The sequence below is a fragment of the Xenophilus sp. genome (assembly GCF_044462705.1).
GTDB lineage: Bacteria > Pseudomonadota > Gammaproteobacteria > Burkholderiales > Burkholderiaceae_C > Xenophilus > Xenophilus azovorans.
Genome location: NZ_JBIQNC010000110.1, coordinates 1 through 16,981, shown reverse-complemented (window position 1 = coordinate 16,981; position 16,981 = coordinate 1). Strand labels below are relative to the sequence as shown.

The 16,981-nt window shown below is 66.5% G+C and carries 16 protein-coding genes and 2 pseudogenes; 11 read left to right on the top strand and 7 right to left on the bottom strand.

What is annotated here, in order from left to right:
* A pseudogene (proX, locus tag ACIY1X_RS16345) lies at nt 1–152 on the top strand (proline/glycine betaine ABC transporter substrate-binding protein ProX); the annotation flags it as partial.
* 34 nt (nt 153–186) lie between these two features.
* Here the strand turns inward: proX and ACIY1X_RS16340 are convergent.
* Nucleotides 187–789 (bottom strand): hypothetical protein, encoded by a 603-nt coding sequence (locus ACIY1X_RS16340; RefSeq protein WP_399682343.1) that lies wholly within the window; start codon nt 787–789, stop codon nt 187–189.
* A 147-nt stretch (nt 790–936) separates the two neighbouring features.
* Nucleotides 937–2,328: a class II fumarate hydratase gene (fumC, locus tag ACIY1X_RS16335; protein ID WP_399682340.1), complete on the bottom strand. Its 1,392-nt coding sequence runs from the start codon at nt 2,326–2,328 to the stop codon at nt 937–939.
* Nucleotides 2,329–2,495: 167 nt separating this feature from the next.
* On the opposite strand from fumC, the gene ACIY1X_RS16330 reads away from it, so the two are divergent.
* The 3 genes from ACIY1X_RS16330 to ACIY1X_RS16320 are packed head-to-tail and all read left to right on the top strand — an operon-like array spanning nt 2,496 to nt 5,732.
* Nucleotides 2,496–4,046 (top strand): fumarate hydratase, encoded by a 1,551-nt coding sequence (locus ACIY1X_RS16330; protein ID WP_399682338.1) that lies wholly within the window; start codon nt 2,496–2,498, stop codon nt 4,044–4,046.
* A gap of 4 nt (nt 4,047–4,050) precedes the next feature.
* Nucleotides 4,051–4,911: a glutamate racemase gene (murI, locus tag ACIY1X_RS16325; RefSeq protein ID WP_399682335.1), complete on the top strand. Its 861-nt coding sequence runs from the start codon at nt 4,051–4,053 to the stop codon at nt 4,909–4,911.
* A 20-nt stretch (nt 4,912–4,931) separates the two neighbouring features.
* A complete protein-coding gene (locus ACIY1X_RS16320) occupies nt 4,932–5,732 on the top strand; it encodes a hypothetical protein (protein WP_399682333.1) in 801 nt (266 codons plus the stop codon).
* Between the two features lie 6 nt (nt 5,733–5,738).
* On the opposite strand, the gene ACIY1X_RS16315 is transcribed toward ACIY1X_RS16320, so the two are convergent.
* Entirely contained in the window at nt 5,739–7,049 is a 1,311-nt protein-coding gene (locus ACIY1X_RS16315; protein WP_399682330.1) for an MFS transporter, read from the bottom strand.
* Between the two features lie 41 nt (nt 7,050–7,090).
* Nucleotides 7,091–7,726 (bottom strand): DUF6806 family protein, encoded by a 636-nt coding sequence (locus tag ACIY1X_RS16310; RefSeq protein ID WP_399682327.1) that lies wholly within the window; start codon nt 7,724–7,726, stop codon nt 7,091–7,093.
* 198 nt (nt 7,727–7,924) lie between these two features.
* Here ACIY1X_RS16310 and ACIY1X_RS16305 point away from each other — a divergent pair, with 198 nt between their 5' ends.
* The 4 genes from ACIY1X_RS16305 to ACIY1X_RS16290 all read left to right on the top strand — a co-directional run bounded on the left by ACIY1X_RS16305 (nt 7,925) and on the right by ACIY1X_RS16290 (nt 10,511).
* Nucleotides 7,925–8,164 (top strand): ATP-binding protein, encoded by a 240-nt coding sequence (locus ACIY1X_RS16305; RefSeq protein ID WP_084216943.1) that lies wholly within the window; start codon nt 7,925–7,927, stop codon nt 8,162–8,164.
* Between the two features lie 364 nt (nt 8,165–8,528).
* On the top strand, nt 8,529–9,728 hold the full coding sequence (locus ACIY1X_RS16300) for a site-specific integrase (protein ID WP_023127579.1): 1,200 nt from the start codon (nt 8,529–8,531) through the stop codon (nt 9,726–9,728).
* Between the two features lie 133 nt (nt 9,729–9,861).
* The gene (locus ACIY1X_RS16295) at nt 9,862–10,197 is read left to right on the top strand and encodes a type II toxin-antitoxin system RelE/ParE family toxin (RefSeq protein ID WP_023127578.1); all 336 of its coding nucleotides are present in this window, start codon (nt 9,862–9,864) and stop codon (nt 10,195–10,197) included.
* Entirely contained in the window at nt 10,194–10,511 is a 318-nt protein-coding gene (locus tag ACIY1X_RS16290) for a DNA-binding protein (protein WP_023127577.1), read from the top strand. Before ACIY1X_RS16295 ends, ACIY1X_RS16290 begins: the two co-directional genes overlap by 4 nt.
* A 249-nt stretch (nt 10,512–10,760) precedes the next feature.
* On the opposite strand, the gene ACIY1X_RS16285 is transcribed toward ACIY1X_RS16290, so the two are convergent.
* Together ACIY1X_RS16285 and ACIY1X_RS16280 are read right to left on the bottom strand one after the other, a co-directional pair.
* Nucleotides 10,761–12,506 carry an ATP-binding protein gene (locus tag ACIY1X_RS16285; protein ID WP_023127576.1) on the bottom strand — a complete coding sequence of 582 codons (1,746 nt, stop codon included), beginning with the start codon at nt 12,504–12,506 and terminating at the stop codon, nt 10,761–10,763.
* Nucleotides 12,503–13,759 (bottom strand): SIR2 family protein, encoded by a 1,257-nt coding sequence (locus ACIY1X_RS16280; RefSeq protein ID WP_049875255.1) that lies wholly within the window; start codon nt 13,757–13,759, stop codon nt 12,503–12,505. The genes ACIY1X_RS16285 and ACIY1X_RS16280 overlap by 4 nt, the downstream gene beginning before the upstream one ends.
* A gap of 454 nt (nt 13,760–14,213) precedes the next feature.
* On the opposite strand from ACIY1X_RS16280, the gene radC reads away from it, so the two are divergent.
* Nucleotides 14,214–14,723, top strand: coding sequence for a DNA repair protein RadC (gene radC / locus ACIY1X_RS16275; protein WP_023127574.1), 510 nt, complete (start codon nt 14,214–14,216; stop codon nt 14,721–14,723).
* Nucleotides 14,724–14,759: 36 nt separating this feature from the next.
* On the opposite strand, the gene ACIY1X_RS16270 is transcribed toward radC, so the two are convergent.
* On the bottom strand, nt 14,760–15,569 hold the full coding sequence (locus ACIY1X_RS16270; RefSeq protein WP_213868642.1) for a hypothetical protein: 810 nt from the start codon (nt 15,567–15,569) through the stop codon (nt 14,760–14,762).
* A 618-nt stretch (nt 15,570–16,187) separates the two neighbouring features.
* On the opposite strand from ACIY1X_RS16270, the pseudogene ACIY1X_RS16265 reads away from it, so the two are divergent.
* Together ACIY1X_RS16265 and ACIY1X_RS16260 are read left to right on the top strand one after the other, a co-directional pair.
* Nucleotides 16,188–16,790 (top strand): annotated as a pseudogene (locus ACIY1X_RS16265) (DUF932 domain-containing protein); the annotation flags it as partial.
* Between the two features lie 31 nt (nt 16,791–16,821).
* Nucleotides 16,822–16,981 (top strand): ParB/Srx family N-terminal domain-containing protein (locus ACIY1X_RS16260; protein WP_399682345.1); only part of this gene is annotated, 160 nt, incomplete at its 3' end.

The window sequence follows — 16,981 nt, the reverse complement described above, 5'->3', positions numbered from 1 at the left end:
CGGTGGGCGACATCAACGCGCAGAACCTGCGCATGCGCGACGGCGAGAACAAGCCGGCCGACGTGGAGCGCCACACCGACGCCTGGATCAAGGGCCACCAGAAGACCTTCGACGGCTGGATCGACGCGGCGCTGAAGGCCGCGGGCGGCTGAGGGCGGCCGCTCCGCGCCGGGGCACGCAAGGTGCTCAGGGCCGGCGCCGGTTCAGTTCCTCTATCCTGCGGGCCGCTTCCGGGTCCATCACGCAGGCATCGAACACCCGCTGAGCCACCGCGTCGGTGTCGAACGACGGCGACGGAACGTCCTTGCCGATGACACGGCCCGCCGGGGAGCGCAGGAACTGCGCCACCTCCGCCTTCTGCTCGCTGGTCAACGCACCCGCCGAGCGCGCGATCGCGCTGCGCATGTGCTGGTGCGCGCCAGCGGGCGTGCGCAGGCCTTCGCGGACGAACTGCATCACCGTGGCGCCCGCACTCGTCTGCGCGAAGGCCTTCCATGCCTCGACGTTCTCACCGCTTTCGAACTGCTCGCGCATCAGGTCGTCGATGGCGGGGGCGAAGCCGGCCGAGGCCTCGTGGCGCACGCATCCTTCGAGCCGGGCGCGCTCGGCCGGCGTGACGATCTCCTCCCGGAAGGCATGCGCCGACGGCGGCAGCCCTTCCAGGGCGGCGTCCAAGAGGTTGCCGGCGATGCCGGCGGCCATGCGGTCGAAGAACGCGGCAAAGACGCGGTCATAGCCGAACAGGGCCTGGATCTCCGACAGCTGGGCCGCGCTCGGCTGCGCGGCCATTGCTGGGACCACGGCCGCGCAGCAGGCTGCTGCCGCGGCCAGCATCGACGTCAACGAGCGCATGTCTTTTCCCCCCTGCAGTCAGGCCGGCCGGTGCACGGGCGCACCCGGACGGCCCCGTCCGGGATGGCGCCGGCAGCACGCCGGTCAGCGGCCCGTCATTTTCTCCGGCACGACCCACTCATCGAACTGCTCGGCCGTCAGATGGCCGGAAGCGACAGCGGCCTCGCGCAGCGAGGTGCCCTCCTTGTGCGCCTTCTTGGCGATGAAGGCCGCCTTGTCGTAGCCGATGTGCATGTTCAGCGCCGTCACCAGCATCAGCGAGCGGCTCACCAGCTCGGCGATGCGATCGCGGTTGGGCTCGATGCCCACCGCGCAGTGGTCGTTGAAGCTGGTGATGCCGTCGGCCAGCAGGCGCACGCTCTGCAGGAAGTTGTGCGCCACCATCGGGCGGAACACGTTCAGCTCGAAGTTGCCCGACATGCCGCCGATGTTGATGGCCACGTCGTTGCCCATCACCTGCGCGGCCAGCATGGTCACCGCCTCGCTCTGCGTCGGGTTGACCTTGCCGGGCATGATCGACGAGCCGGGCTCGTTCTCGGGGATGCTCAGTTCGCCGATGCCGCTGCGCGGGCCGCTGGCGAGCCAGCGCACGTCATTGGCGATCTTGTTCATGCTGGCGGCCAGCGTCTTGAGCGCACCGTGCGCGCTGACGAAGGCATCGCAGGCGGCCATCACCTCGAACTTGTTCGGTGCGGTGACGAAGGGCAGCCCGGTCAGCCGCGCCAGCTCGGCCGCCACGCCCTCCGCATAGCCCTTGGGCGCGTTCAGGCCGGTGCCCACCGCCGTGCCGCCCAGCGCCAGTTCGCTCAGGTGCGGCAGCGCGGCGCGCACGTGCTTCTCGTTCTGGTCGAGCTGCGCAACCCAGCCGGAGATCTCCTGGCCCAGCGTCAGCGGCGTGGCGTCCTGCAGGTGGGTGCGGCCGATCTTCACGATGTCCATGAAGTCCTCGGACTTCTTCGCCAGCGTGGCGCGCAGCCGGGCGATGGCCGGCAGCAGCCTGTGCGTGACGGCCTGCACCGCCGCCACGTGCATGGCGGTGGGGAAGACGTCGTTGCTCGACTGGCTGCGGTTCACGTCGTCGTTCGGGTGCACCAGCCGCCCCTCGCCGCGCGCGCCGCCCAGCAGCTCGCTGGCGCGGTTGGCCAGCACCTCGTTGACGTTCATGTTGGTCTGGGTGCCGGAACCGGTCTGCCACACCACCAGCGGGAATTCGCCCTCGTGCTTGCCGGCCAGCACCTCGTCGGCCGCGGCGACGATGGCGTCGGTCTTCTTCGCGTCCTGCAGGCCGAGCTGCTGGTTGACCACCGCCGAGGCGCGCTTGACCAGCGCCAGGGCATGGATGATCTCCTTGGGCTGGCGCTCGCCGGAGATGTCGAAGTTCTGCAGGGAGCGCTGCGTCTGCGCGCCCCACAGCCGGTCGGCCGGGACGTCGATGGGGCCGAAGGTGTCTTTCTCGGTGCGGGTGCTGGTCGTCATGCTCGTGTTCGCTCGGTGGATCGGAACCTGCGAGTATCGGATCAAACGAGAAGAGTTCTCATCTTCATGGTCTTGCCGCGCCGGCGTGGGCGCAGCGGCCCGTCCGATAATCCCGCCAGACCCGCGCCACGACGGGCCATCTGCCTCCTCTCCCCCACGACACGACCATGACCACGATCCAGCAAGACGACCTGATCGAATCGATCGCCGCGGCCCTGCAATACATCAGCTACTACCATCCCGCCGACTACATCGCCCACCTGGCCCGCGCCTACGAGCGCGAGCAGAGCGAGGCGGCCAAGGACGCGATGGCGCAGATCCTCACCAACAGCAAGATGAGCGCGACCGGCCACCGCCCGATCTGCCAGGACACCGGCATCGTCAACGTCTTCCTCAAGGTCGGCATGGACGTGCGCTGGGGCGGCTTCACCGGCAGCCTGGAGGACGCCGTCAACGAAGGCGTGCGCCGCGGCTACAACCACCCCGACAACACGCTGCGCGCCAGCGTGGTGGCCGACCCGCAGTTCGCCCGCAAGAACACCAAGGACAACACGCCCGCGGTGGTCTTCACCGAGATCGTGCCCGGCGATACGGTGGACATCACCGTCGCGGCCAAGGGCGGCGGCAGCGAGAACAAGAGCAAGATGGTGATGCTCAACCCGAGCGACTCGGTGGTCGACTGGGTGCTCAAGACGGTGCCGACCATGGGCGCCGGCTGGTGCCCGCCCGGCATGCTGGGCATCGGCATCGGCGGCACGGCCGAGAAGGCGGTGCTGATGGCCAAGGAGTCGCTGATGGACGACCTGGACATGTATGAGCTGCAGGCCAAGGCGGCCCAGGGCGAGAAGCTCACGCGGGTCGAGGAGCTGCGCCTGGAGCTGTACGAGAAGGTCAACGCCCTGGGCATCGGCGCGCAGGGCCTGGGCGGCCTGACCACGGTGCTCGACATCAAGATCAAGATGCATCCCACGCACGCGGCCAGCAAGCCGGTGGCGATGATCCCCAACTGCGCCGCCACGCGGCACGCGCACTTCGTGCTCGACGGCTCCGGCCCGGCCTACCTGACGCCGCCGAGCCTGGACCTGTGGCCGAAGATCGACTGGGCGCCCGACTACAACAAGAGCCGCAAGGTCAACCTCGACACGCTGACCAAGGAGGAAGTCGCGAGCTGGAAGCCGGGCGACACGCTGCTGCTGAGCGGCAAGATGCTCACCGGCCGCGATGCCGCGCACAAGCGCATCCAGGACATGCTGGCCGGGGGCGAGACGCTGCCGGTGGACTTCACCAACCGCGTCATCTACTACGTCGGCCCGGTCGATCCGGTGAAGGACGAGGCCGTCGGCCCCGCCGGCCCGACCACCGCCACGCGCATGGACAAGTTCACCGACATGATGCTGTCGCAGACCGGCCTGATCGCCATGATCGGCAAGGCCGAGCGCGGCCCGACCGCCATCGAGGCCATCCAGAAGCACAAGAGCGCCTACCTGATGGCCGTGGGCGGTGCCGCCTACCTGGTCAGCAAGGCCATCAAGACCGCCAAGGTGGTCGGCTTCGAGGACCTGGGCATGGAAGCCATCTACGAGTTCGACGTGGTCGACATGCCGGTGACGGTGGCGGTGGACGCCGGCGGCACCAGCGCGCACGTCACCGGCCCGGCCGAGTGGAGCAAGCGCATCGCCAGCGGCGAGTTCAAGGGCATCGCCCTGGAGACGGCCTGATCGCATGCACGCCGACGCCCGCTCGCCCATCGGCGTGTTCGACAGCGGCGTCGGCGGCCTGAGCGTGCTCCAGGCGCTGCGCGAGGCCTTGCCGCGCGAGCGTTTCGTCTACTACGCCGACACCGCCCACGCGCCCTACGGCGAGCGCGGCGATGCCTACGTGCTGGCACGCACCCTGGCCGTGGCAAATGACTTGGTCGAAGGCCGGGGCGTGAAGGCGCTGGTGGTGGCCTGCAACACCGCCACCGCCGCCGCCATCCACGAATTGCGGGCCTTGTGGCCCGGGCTGCCCATCGTGGGGGTGGAGCCGGCGCTCAAGCCCGCCGTGGCCGCCAGCCGCACCGGCCGCATCGCCGTGCTGGCCACCCGCGGCACGCTGGCCAGCGCCAAGTTCCGGCGGCTGCAGGAGACGGCAGCGCCCCGCGCGCAGGTGGCGGCCGTGCCCTGCGACGGGCTGGCCGATGCCATCGAGCGCGCCGATGCCGCCGAGACCGAGGCGCTGTGCGCCCGCTACATGCAGGCGGCCGGCCCCTTCGGCGCCGGGGCCGGCGAGACCGACACCGTGGTGCTGGGCTGCACGCACTACCCGTTCGCGACCGGCGTGCTGCGGCGCCATGCGCCGGCCTCGGTGCGCTTCCTGGACACCGGCGCGCCGGTGTCCCTGCGCACGCGCCAACTGCTGGCCGAGGCCGGCCTGCTCGCCGGCCCCGGCGCCGCCGGCGGTATCGAACTCACCGGCAGCGGCGACCTGCCGGCGCTGGAAGCCGCCGCCCGCCGCTGGCTCGCCCCCGCGCCAGGCGCGCAGGTGTCGAAAGATACCGATCCTGCACAGCGCGTGACGCCGCAGGCCCTGCCGGCCGCCTGAGCGCGCCGGACAATCGGGGCATGCGTCCCCGCCTCCCGCGCCACCGCCGCGCCGCGCTGCTGTCCGCCGCCCTGCTGGCCCTCCTGGCCGTCGCCACGCCGGCGGCACACGCCGCCTGCGAAAGCGGCCTGGCGGAACGCATGCATGCGCGGCTGCATCCGAAGCGCACGCTGGACAGCGCCCTGGCCGCCTGCAAGGCCTGGCCCGCCTACCCTGGCCGCAGCATCGTCGTGCTGCCGCTGGAGCGGTCCGACAGCGGCGCCGCCGGCCGCACGCTCGACCTGGAGGTGCTGGTGATCCAGCGCCCCGACAACGGCAACACCGACCGCGACGCCGTGCTGGCGCGCGTGCTGCAGCCCGAGGCGCTGGCCGAAGACGCCATCCGCATCCGCGACATCCGCATCGACACCGGCCGCTACGTGCTCTCGCCCGGCGCTCGCGCCTTCGGCCTGCGCGTGCGCTACGGCGGCAGCTCCCGGCCCAACCCCTTCGCCAGCGAGACGCTGCGCCTGTACGTGCCCGAAGGCGGCAAGCTGCGGCAGGTGCTCGACGAGGTCGAGCTGGAACGCGACAGCGGCGAATGGGACCTGCAGTGCGCCGGCCAGTTCGAGCAGTTGCGCACGCTGGTGTCCGTCGGCCGGCCGCATGCCGGCGACGGCTTCGCCGACCTGGTGCTCGCCCGCACGCTCACCCCCTTGCGCTCCCTGGTGCAGGAAGACGGCCAGTGCGTGGAGAAGACCGGCACGGCGCGCTACGAATCGCTGACCCTGCGCTACGAGGACGGGCGCTACCACGTGCCCAAGGCGCTGCGGGCACCCTGACTCGGGTCAGCGCGCGGCCAGCGCCGCCTCGCGCCCCCGGCGCATGTCGATCGGCGCCAGCAGCGCCAGCCCGGCCAGGAAGAACAGCATCGTCGACAGGATCGCCACCCGCTGGTTGCCGCCGGTCATCCAGGTGATGGCGCCGTAGGACAGCGGCCCCACGATGCTCGCCAGCCGCGTGGCGAAGGTCCACAGGCCGAAGTACTCGGCGAGCTTGGCGGGCGGCGCCAGCACGCCCGTCATCGCACGGCCCGCCGACTGGCTGGAGCCCATCGCCAGCCCGGCGATGGCCGCCGCGCACCAGAAGGCGCCCTTGCTCGTCGCGCCCGCGGCGATCAGGCACACCGCCACCCAGGCCAGCAGCGTGATCGACAGCGCGCGGCGGTGGCCGATGCGGTCCTGCACGTAGCCGAAGGCGAAGGCGCCGCCGGCGGCCGCCAGGTTGAGCACGAAGATCAGCACCATCGTCTCGTGCGGCACGAAGCCGATCACCTGCTCCGCGTAGATGGCCGCCAGCGCGATCGCCACCGCCACCCCCGCCTGGTAGCAGACGGTGCAGGCCAGCAGCCACATGAAGTCGCGCTGGGCGCGCGCCGCGACGAAGGTGGCATGCAGCTGGCGCCACGGGCTCACCCGCGCGCGCTGCGGCTGCGGCCGGGCCCGCTCGGGCAGCAGCGCGAAGGTGGCGCAGGCCGCCAGCGCGTACACCACGGCCGTCACCAGCATCGTCACCGGCACGAAGTGCGAGGCCGGCAGCCCGCGCGACTGCGCCCACAGCACGTAGGCCAGGCACAGGCCGAGCGTCAGCATGCCGCCGACGTAGCCGAAGCCCCAGCCCCAGCCGCTGACCTGTCCCATGCCCTCGGGCCGCGCCAGCTCGGGCAGGAAGGCGCCGGTGAGCGACTCGCCGTAGGAATAGAAGGTGTTGGACACGACCACCAGCAGCATCGCCAGCAGCACGCCCTGCATGCCGCCGTCCTGCGCGAGGCTCGGCGTGAGCGCCAGTGCGGCGGTGGCCACCACGCAGCCGGCGGTGACCAGCATCAGCACGCGCTTCTTGGCGGCATGCCGGTCGGCCCAGGCCCCGATGGCCGGCATGCTGAGCATCACCACCGCGTAGGCGATGCTCAGCGCCAGCGTCCAGGCGAAGGCCGCCCACGGCGCCGAGCGGGCGATGCCGCCCACGAAATAGGCCGCGTACACGGCCGTGATGACGACCGTGGTGTAGCCCGAGTTGGCGAAGTCGTACATCGCCCAGCCGAACACCTCGCGCTTGCGCACGCCGGGCCGCAGGACGGATGAGGAAAACAGGGGCATGGAAGGACGATGCCCGCCAAGGCGGGCATCGTTGTCGTCCGTCAGTGCAGGTGGCGCGGCCTGCGGCCGCCGCCGTGGCCGCCCGCCCCCGGGCCGCCGGTGCCGCCGCGCGGGCGCTTGCCGATCTCCAGCGAGTTCACCAGCGCGTCGAAGCGGTCGCTGAAGAGCTTGTCGATCTCGGCCACCACGCCGCCCAGCTCGGCGCCGTCGAAGTGGCGTTCCATCAGGTTGACCACGTCCTCCACCAGCAGGTCGCGCTGCACCTGCATGATGGCGGCCGGGTTCGGGCCGACGAAGAGCATGATGAAGTCGTCGCGCGACTCCTCTTCGGGGTCGCCGTCCTCCTCCTCGTCGAACTCGGTGTCGTAGAAGGTGACCTCGATGGCCGCGCCCTGCTCGGCCAGTTCGTTCACGCCCATGCACATCTCGTCCAGGGCCTGGCGGAAGTCCTCGTCGCCCTCGAGCGTCCAGCACATCTGGAGCACGCGGTCCTTCTGTTCGTAGCGGATGCCCGGCTCCTCCTCGTAGGCGCTGGCGGCGGCGTCCGCCAGCGATTTGGCGCCGGCATAGCTCCACAGCGGCTTGAGGGCTTCCTGGATCTGGGTGTAGGTCACGTCGGACCGCAGCGGCACGTCGCCGTGCACGTGGATCTCGAATGGAGCGTTGTAGCGAGGCATGAGCAGCTCCCTTGTACTCGTGGTGGCATGGTGGAACCGGCGGCGCGCGGGGCCCGAAACATCCGGCCCCGCCGATGCCGGAAGGCACCGTGGATGTGCAGGCGTGGCGTCCGACCGGCGGCGCGCCACGGCAGGCCCGCCAGTGTATTCGACCGGCCCGTTGCGGCGACACTCGCGGCTTCTTCCCCGCACCGCCTGATGGCCCACCCTCCACGCCCCGGCTGGCTGCCCCGGATCGACCCCGCCCGCTGCACCGGCTGCGGCTGGTGCGTCGCTGCGTGCGAGCCGCGCACCCTGAGCCTGGAGGCCGTCCGCTGGAAGAAGACCGCGACGCTGCACGACCCGGCGCGCTGCACCGGATGCAGCGACTGCGCCATCGTCTGCCCCTTCCGCGCCATCTCGATGCACAGGGCGGCCGGCGCGCCGGGCGCGGCTTAAGCCTCGTCTAAGGTGGCGCCGGGATAGTTCGGGTTCGGCAGCTCGTCTCTTCTCCTCCCTCCTCCTCCGCAAGAGCTGCTGTTGGACCCGCTTCGGCGGGTTTCTTTTTGGGGGAGAAGGAGCGAGGCCCGTGGTGCCCGGAACCGGAATCGAACCGGTACGCCCCTTTCAGGGCGGCGGATTTTAAGCCAGAGCATGGCATCCGCACCGGGCCAACGATGGGCTTGGATGAGGCTTGCTGTAGCAGGTTTTCCGCCAGGCCAAGGCCTTCCATCATATCCCGGTGCGCGATGCAAACCGCCCCGGTTCCCTTCCGCCTGGCTCCTAGCCGGCCCCTGGAATCGGGGCCTTTCAGGAGCACCTCATGGCGAAGATCAAACTTACCAAGTCCGTCGTAGACACGGCGCAGGCGCAGACCTGCGACGTGGAACTCCGGGATACGCTCGTTCCGGGCTTCTTGTGCAAGGTTACACCAACCGGCCGCAAGGTATTCATGGTTCAGTACCGCACGAACTCCGGCGTGCGGCGCAAGCCTGCACTCGGCCAGTTCGGCGAGCTGACGGTCGAACAGGCCCGGTCGCTGGCGCAAGACTGGTTGGCCGAAGTCCGGCGCGGCGGCGATCCCGGACTGGACAAGGCCGAAGCCCGCAAGGCGCCGACGGTCAAGGAGCTATGCGGCCGGTTCATGGAGGACCACTCCAAGCCGCACAACAAGCCGAGCACGCAGGCCGGCTACCAGTACCAAATCGACAGCTTCGTCATCCCGACCTTCGGCAGCAAGAAGGTTCACGAGGTCACGCGCCACGACATCACCGCGCTGATGAAGCGCATGGAGAAGTCGCCCACCCAAGCTAACCGCGTGCTGTCGCTAGCCCGAAAGATGTTCAACCTGGCCGAACTGTGGGGCTACCGGCCCGATGGCTCCAATCCCTGCCGCCATGTGCCCAAGTACCCCGAAAAGGGTTCGACACGGCTCATTACCGACGAGCAGATGGTCAAGCTGTTCGCTTATCTGGACAAGGCCGAGGCCGAAGGCTTGGAGCATCCCATCCTCCTGCTGGCCGTCCGGCTGCAATTCGAGTTCGCGGCGCGCATGTCGGAGGTTCTGCTGTTGCAGTGGGATTGGCTCGACCTGCCCAATGGCCGGGTGGTCTGGCCGGACAGCAAGACCGGCGATATGTCCAAGCCCTTGAGCGAGGAAGCCCGGCGGCGGCTGACGAGCGCGCCCCGCTATGGCGATTCACCCTATGTCTGCCCGGCGATCATCGACCACAGCAAGCCACTCAGCACCCACACCTACTACCAGGGGTGGCGGCGCATCCTCCGCAATGCCGGCGTGCCGAAGGTCGGCACCCACGGTATCCGCCACCGCTCGGCGACCGACATTGCCAATTCGGGCGTGCCCATCAAGGTCGGCATGGCACTGACGGCGCACAAGACCGTGGCGATGTTCATGCGCTACGTCCACACCGAGGACGATCCGGTGCGCCAAGCGGCCGAACTGGTGGCGGCCCGGCGCAAGACGATCACCGGTGCGCAGCGCCCGGCAGAGGTAGAAGCATGAGAAGGACGCCACCCACTGCGGCTGCGCGGGGCACTGCAACAGCCAGCCCACAAAGAAATCCGAGACAGTGTCTCGGAAATGCGGGCGCTGGCTCGCCCCCTTCTCCTTGACTTTCATTCGTCTATAAACGAAAATGATCACCTACCGAATCGAGCACTACCTGACGTCCGACGGGCAGAAGGATCTCTACATCGACTGGCTGCGCCGCCTGCGCGACGCCCAGGCCAAGGTGGCGGTCATCCGGCGCGTGGCCCGTGTCGAGCAAGGCAACTTCGGCGACCACAAGTTTTGCCGCGATGGCGTGTGGGAGCTGCGCATCGACGTGGGGCCGGGCTATCGGGTGTACTACGGCCTGGCGGGCCAGCGGCTGGTGCTGCTGCTGTGCGGTGGCGACAAGCGCACGCAGGATGCGGACATCAACCGGGCGGTGGACTACTGGCAGGACTGGCAACGGAGAACGGACGAATGAGAAGCAGACCCCATGACGAAGCGATGGCCGAGCTGTACCGCAGCGATCCTGCTCTCGCGCTCGAAGTCATCAACGGCATTCTGGAAGACGGCGATCAGGCCGAACTGCTGAGCGTGCTGCGCCAGATGGCGCAGGCATTCGGGGGCGTTCAGGCGGTGGCTGAGCAGGCGCACCTGAATCCGACGCAGCTCTACCGCACGCTGTCACCCAAGGGCAATCCGGCCTTGAACAGCCTGACTGCCATCCTCAAGGCGATGGGCCTGCGCCTAGCGGTACAGCCGCTGGCCTCACCGCCGTCCGCGCACGCGGCTTGACCCTCGGCGGGGAGACGCCCGCCGATTTTCGTATCACTGCTACGACAATTTCCCCGTTCATGCCCTAGTGTCAGCTTGAGCGTCCCGGCGTGCCGCCGTCGCGCGGTCTTGCTGTCTTGCTGTCTTGCTGCGCATCAAGCCTCGCTGCATGAGTCTCGCCCCCAGCGGGCTTCTTCATCGCCGGCAAGTTCGACTCACCGCCATTAACCCTCAAACCATTCGGCAGCCCACTTGAAGTTCAGGCGATCCCTATACCTTCCAGTGGGTCTGGTAGTTGGGACCGTCAGAAAGAGGCTTCGCGCTCGGCGGGAAGACTTGAATGGTCAACGGGATGGGGAAATCAGCGCCGATGATCGCAGCCTCGCCGGGTTTTAGATTGGGCAGAAACGACGATGCTGATCGGTCGATTTCGCCGCACGCGCGTTCGACAACCTCGCGGTCCCGATCATTCGTGAGCCGATGTACCACGAGTGTTCCCATCTGGCTCAGAACACCTTCCGTTATGTCGCGTGGGCGCTGAGTTGACAGACAGATATTGAGTCCGTACTTACGGCCCTCTTTGGCGATCAACTCGAATGCGTCCAGGCGGGCAACCGCGTCATCGGCTCCGATATGCCGCCCGAGAAAGTTGTGTGCCTCATCGACGATGACGACAACAGGGCAACTCTTGAACGCGCCATCGCGTGCCATGTTGAGAAGATGCCGTCCAATCACGTTCGCGATGATCTCGCGCGCCTTGAACTCAAAGGCAACGCCGCTCAGGCATATCCGAAGCAACCGATCCTCGTTGGAGACAAAGGACGAGATGCTTTCCGTCAATGCAGGAGCCTTCGACTTGAAGACACAATCGAAGGACGATGAACTGAGAATGCCGCTAATGCGCGACATCAAGGACAGGCAGTACGAGACCTCGCCCGAGTCGCCACCCCATTTGGTGGTGTCCTTCGACCCCCGGGCCACGCCGAATCCGTCCGGGTAAACGCACTCCTGCTCAATCTGTGAAACGAGCCTCCACACGTCGAACCCTTGCTGTGGATCATCAAGCTTCTCCGCGATGCCAGCCTTGGCTTCTTCGGTCAGGATCGGGACTTTAGACTGATCGATCTTCTTGATAATTCCGCCTGTCGCAACATGAGGAGCGAGAGTGGCGAGTCGAAGGCTGCGAATCGCCGCGCGCAGTTTCGGTCCCTGAACCTTGCCAGCAGGCTCGAACAGCGCGATGAAGTCCGACTCCATGAAGGACGTATGCGGCAGCGAACAAGGAGCAGAAGACTTCGCAGTGCTGACCGGCGCACCCAGGTGAAGATTTGAGACGTGTTCTCCGTCGAATCCGCGATATTCCCCTGTCGCGTCCAGGAGGATGATCTTGGTCTTATAGCGCAGGCATTCTTCGATGATCCGAGCGGTCGTCCAACTCTTGCCGCCGCCAGTGGCGCCCAGAATCGCGCAGTGCCGGCCGAACAGTTTCTCCGGCTTGACCGACACGTAGCTTTCAGGCGCGACATCGATCGAGCCCAGCTTGAGAAGGACGTGGCTCGCTTCGGCCTCCGCCGCCTCCATGAACTTCGGCAAGTTGGCGATGAAGCCGTGCGGCGCAGCGTAGACGCGGTCGCCCAAGCGAGGATAGGAGTCAACGCCCGCCGAGATTCGAAGTGAGTCCATTGCGATGGAGCCCAGCAGTTGGATCGTCCCGATGCCGTCCAGATCCGGCACCCTGCCATGCGAGGTGTCGATCAGGCGCCTGTCGGCATCTGGCAAATGGATCTCGACCACCCGTCCAAGCAGGAGGTTGATCTGTCCCTCGATCAGGACGAACTCTCCAACCTCACCTTTTCCGTATCGGCCACCCAGAAAGTGGGAACCGCTGGGCGAGCCTGCCTCGTTGAGGTTGAACTTCACCACCTGGGCGGAAACGGAGCACAACTGGCCAACATACAACTCCGGTCGGAGCAATCCGCGCGGAAAAGCGTCGGTGACGTCGAGCGCGGTACTCATGTCGGTTTGACCAGCGACTTGATGTCGCGCGTGAGCCGCTGCGCGGGCGTCAACGATTTGAGATCCGGAATCATCTCGGCGAACTCGCTGAACGTGGCATTGATCAGCCACACGTCCTCGCCCTGTTTGGCGAGGCTGTAGAGCGCATCCCAGTATCGATTTTTCTCCTTGGGCCGGGAGGTCAGGTCGTCCGCCGATGGATTGACGATGATCAAACGCAAATGCGGGTTGGTACGGACCGCCGCGACAATAGGTTCAGACAAGTGATCGTCATTGAAGCCGAACCCCGAGACAATAAGGCAGGTATTCGGTTCACGCAGCGCCGCCAGGTACTGGGAGATCAGTTCCAGGTGCGGTTGTACGTAGGACTGTTGGTATTTGCCTTTGGCGGGATAGATGAGACAGGCCGTTTCTGGTGTTGGATCGGTCTTGATCTCGATATCGCCCGAACTGGACTGATCCCAGTTGACCGAACCATGCAACTTGTAGAGGTGAAACACACCCTCCAGCGGATTGCCGACCTCATCGCCGGTCGAAGGTCGGCGGACTATGTCGTATAGGAAGAACCGCGGGTCAAATTGCCTGGGCTGCGTGAACGAGAAACCGTCGAGCAAGACCAGCCCCTGCTTGCCAGCAGCGCGCTCAAAGCACAGATCGTAGTTCGTCGTGAACAACTTCATCCGTGAGTCGCGGACGCGGCGACGAGACAGTCGATGCAGGAACGTGCGATGGCTCGCCAACTTTGAATCGTCGGCTCCATTGAGAAAAGCGGAGCACTTCTTCAAGATCACGGCCTTTGAGGCGGATACGAATTTTTCGACCTGCTCGCTCTTCTTGATCTGAAGGTATGCGTCACACCGCGAAAGAAGGGCCTCGATGTTCTCATGTTCGACGGCAGTCTCATAGCCGATCTCAGCAATGACAGCTTCAGCCTGCTCGGTCGGCTTCCGCTCATCCTTTCCAGTGTCGGGATTCGAGTTCACGCAGTGGTCCCACAGCGTCCACATCGAAGGGCCGTTGATCTCTCCCAGAGATGTTCCACTTCCTGCGAGTGCAACCACATGCTGCATCTGAAGCGAGGACAGCAATACCGCCTTCAGTTCTTCGCGCGCTGCGGCGGCCTCCGACAGCATCTGCTGCCTCTTGGCATCATCGGCCTCGCCAGCCGCGTCCGGCCTGAGCGCCTTCCAAGTGCCGGCTTCCGGACTGAAGAAAAGTTGTTGACCGAAGGTGGTCGGCTGTGGCGTCGTCATGTCGTCCCTACAGATGTATTTGGATTCTTCCGGATACCCGGTCGCCCCGGACTTGTCCTTTGGAATAGTAACAAAACGCTTCGTACATTCTGGCCGACCCGCGGCCCCAATATCCATGAAAGCCAAAGCCGTGCGTCCCGGCGCGATGCGCCGTCTGGTTCGCGGGCTGCGCCCCGCGCCTCGTGCCGAGTCGCGGCCATTCGGCTTTGACCCCTGACGCCTCCGGCCCTCTCGGGCCTGCGCGCTCCGCTTGCCGAAAGGCGGGTGTGTGCAGTGGGCGGGGTGTGGGCGGTCTTGCTGTTCCCTTGAACGTATCACGGCGTTCTCGCCGTCAAGGGCGGCGCGCGCCATGCGCGCTTGCGTCCTGGCGGCCGTCTGCGACCCCTGACTGCTTGCGCTGCGCCGTGCTGGCCACGGTTCCGGGCAATTCCGCCCGAGCAACCGGAGCACGATCATGTCGCAACTGTCCTTTTCCTCGTTCGATGCCTCGCTGATGGTGCGTGACGCACAGGGCCGCTACCTCTTGGCGACGGCCGACCAGATTCTGGAGGCCGCACGCCAGGCCATCGAGCAGAAGATGCAGCGCGGTGCCTCGTTCAGTTCGCCGGCGGCAGTCAAGGAATACCTGCGCGCCAAGCTGGCCGGCTTCGAGCACGAAGTGTTCGCGGTGCTGTTCCTCGATACGCAGCATCGCCTGATCGAGTACGCGGAGATGTTCCGCGGCACCATCGACAGCGCATCGGTGTATCCGCGCGAGCTGGTCAAGGAGGCGCTCCGGCTCAACGCGGCGGCGGTCATCGTTTCGCACAACCACCCGAGCGGAAATCCCGAGCCGAGCGGCGCCGACAAGGTGCTGACCCAGCGACTCAAGGAGGCGCTGGCGTTGGTGGACGTCCGCACGCTGGATCACATCGTCGTGGCGGGCGGCAGCACCACGTCCTTCGCCGAACGCGGCCTGATCTGACCGAGGGGGCTTCGGCCCCCTTTTTGCTGCTCCCTGCTACTCGCTTGCGTTGCGCTCACGCTGACGCAGGCGTTTCACGTAGGCTTCGTCCACCAGCTCATCGGGGCCGAGATCCAACGCGCAGTTCGCCAATGAGGCCAGTGTCCGGTCGGTGAGCTTGAACCCTCGCGGCAGTTGGCCGTAGTTCTCCGCGCTGTTTTCATCGATCGAGGCGAACAGTGCCTTGAAGAAATCAGCCTTGGAGGGGCGGATCGCCGCAGTGGCGGCGGCCGTCAGCGGGTCTGTGGCCGCCATCTCCGCCTTCTTTGCATCCGATGCCAGTTCGCGCATGAAGTCGCTCAGCGAGGGCCAATACTTCAGATCGAACTGGCCACGGAGTGCATCCAGCTTCTCTTGGACGTAAGCCTGAAACAGGTAGTTGTCCTTGGATGCCGCTTCGATCACGTCGCCAACGTGGTAGTGGGTTTCGCTGCTGAAGCCCGAGGTGTCGTGCAGGTCTGAGCGCTGTTCGAGCAGCGCCGCCAACTCGTCCGCCTTCCTCGCGATTTGCCGATTGACGTTGGAAAGGTCACTGCGTGCAGCGCGAGCCTCCTGCATCTTCTGTGGATTCCAGAAAGCGGCGGTGCTCAACACGAGGCCAAGAAAAACCTGGAGCGCCGGCGGCCGGGCATGGAGCTTTCCGTGCAATTCATCGTAGGCGTCCTTCAACTCGACGCCACGCGCCAGCAGTCGATCCGCGACAGCGTTCTCGCTGGGCAGGATGTGGTGCTCGATGTTGTACTGCTTCCCCTCCAAGAGGAGGTTTTCGCAGGCTTGCTGCGGATTCATGGTTTGAGACGAACTCACGGTCTGTCCTTGATGTTTTAGACGCTCCACAGCGTATTGAACCAAGCCGGATTTGCGGTACCCGAGCAACTGTCGATGAACCGTCTCTGAGGTACCTACGCACTGCAATCCGGGCGTCCCCGGCCACCTGGGAGATGTCCGGTCGCGCTGTCGTGCTGCGCATCGAACCCCCTGCAGGGTTTCGCCCCTGTCGGGCTTCCATCGTTCCCTCGCTCCGCTCGGCTGACGCCTCCGGCCCGGATTCCTAGATCCGGGCCTGCGCGCTTCGCTTGCCGTGCGGTCGGCGTATTGAGGGGCCGTGGCCATGTCCAGCCGTCTCCCCTGACTTCATCACCTTCACCGCGACTGTAGCCCGCGGCCGTGTGCCGTCAAGGCGCGCAGGGCCGTGTCCTCGGCTGCGCCTGCGGGCCGCACCCACCCTGCGCTTGCCTCCTTGACGGCCCCCGTCCGCGCGCTCCTGACCGTCGCGGGCGATGAACTCAGGAAAGACGGTGGCAACAGGGCCAACCGGGTTCCTCGTGCCGACCGCACCGAACAGCCGAAAGGCTGGGCTTCCGAATCTAGGAATCCGGTATGCGGTGAACAGCAAACCCTTTTTTCTTTGTCAGGAGAAATGCCATGCAACTCGCATCCCGCTTCGCTTCCCGTTCCCCGGTGCTGCGTTCGGAACGTCCCTTGTCCGATGACCAAATCCGGGCCGTGGCCCCGTCCATCTACGCGGAAGCCCCGCACGAAAGCCGCTCCGAGCGGTACAGCTACATCCCCACCGCCACCGTGCTGCAAGAACTGCGCGGGGAAGGCTTCGAGCCTTTCATGGTGACGCAAACCCGCGTGCGCCACGACGACCGCCGTGACTACACCAAGCACATGATCCGGCTGCGCCACGCCAGCCAGATCAACGGCCGCGAGGCCAACGAAATCATCCTGCTGAACTCCCATGACGGCACCAGCAGCTATCAGATGCTGGCCGGGATGTTCCGCTTCGTTTGCAGCAATGGCCTTGTCTGCGGTGACACCGTGGCCGACGTGCGCGTACCGCACAAGGGCGACGTGGCGGCGCAGGTGATCGAAGGCGCTTACGAAGTCCTGCACGGCTTCGACCGGGCGCAGGAATCGCGCGATGCCATGCGCGCGATCACGCTGGACGCCGGGGAATCGGAAGTGTTCGCCCGCGCTGCGCTGGCGTTGAAGTACGACGAGGACAAGCCCGCGCCCATCACGGCGCAACGTCCGCACGACCCCGCGCCAATCCATCCCCGAACTGGCCGCGAGCATTGCCCGCATCGGCCTGCTGCAAAACCTGATCGTCATCCTCGCCGCCGATGGCGAGCAATACGAAGTCGTCGCAGGCGACCGTCGCCTGACCGCCTTGAAGCTGCTGGCGAAGAAGAAGCGCATCCCCGCCGACTACG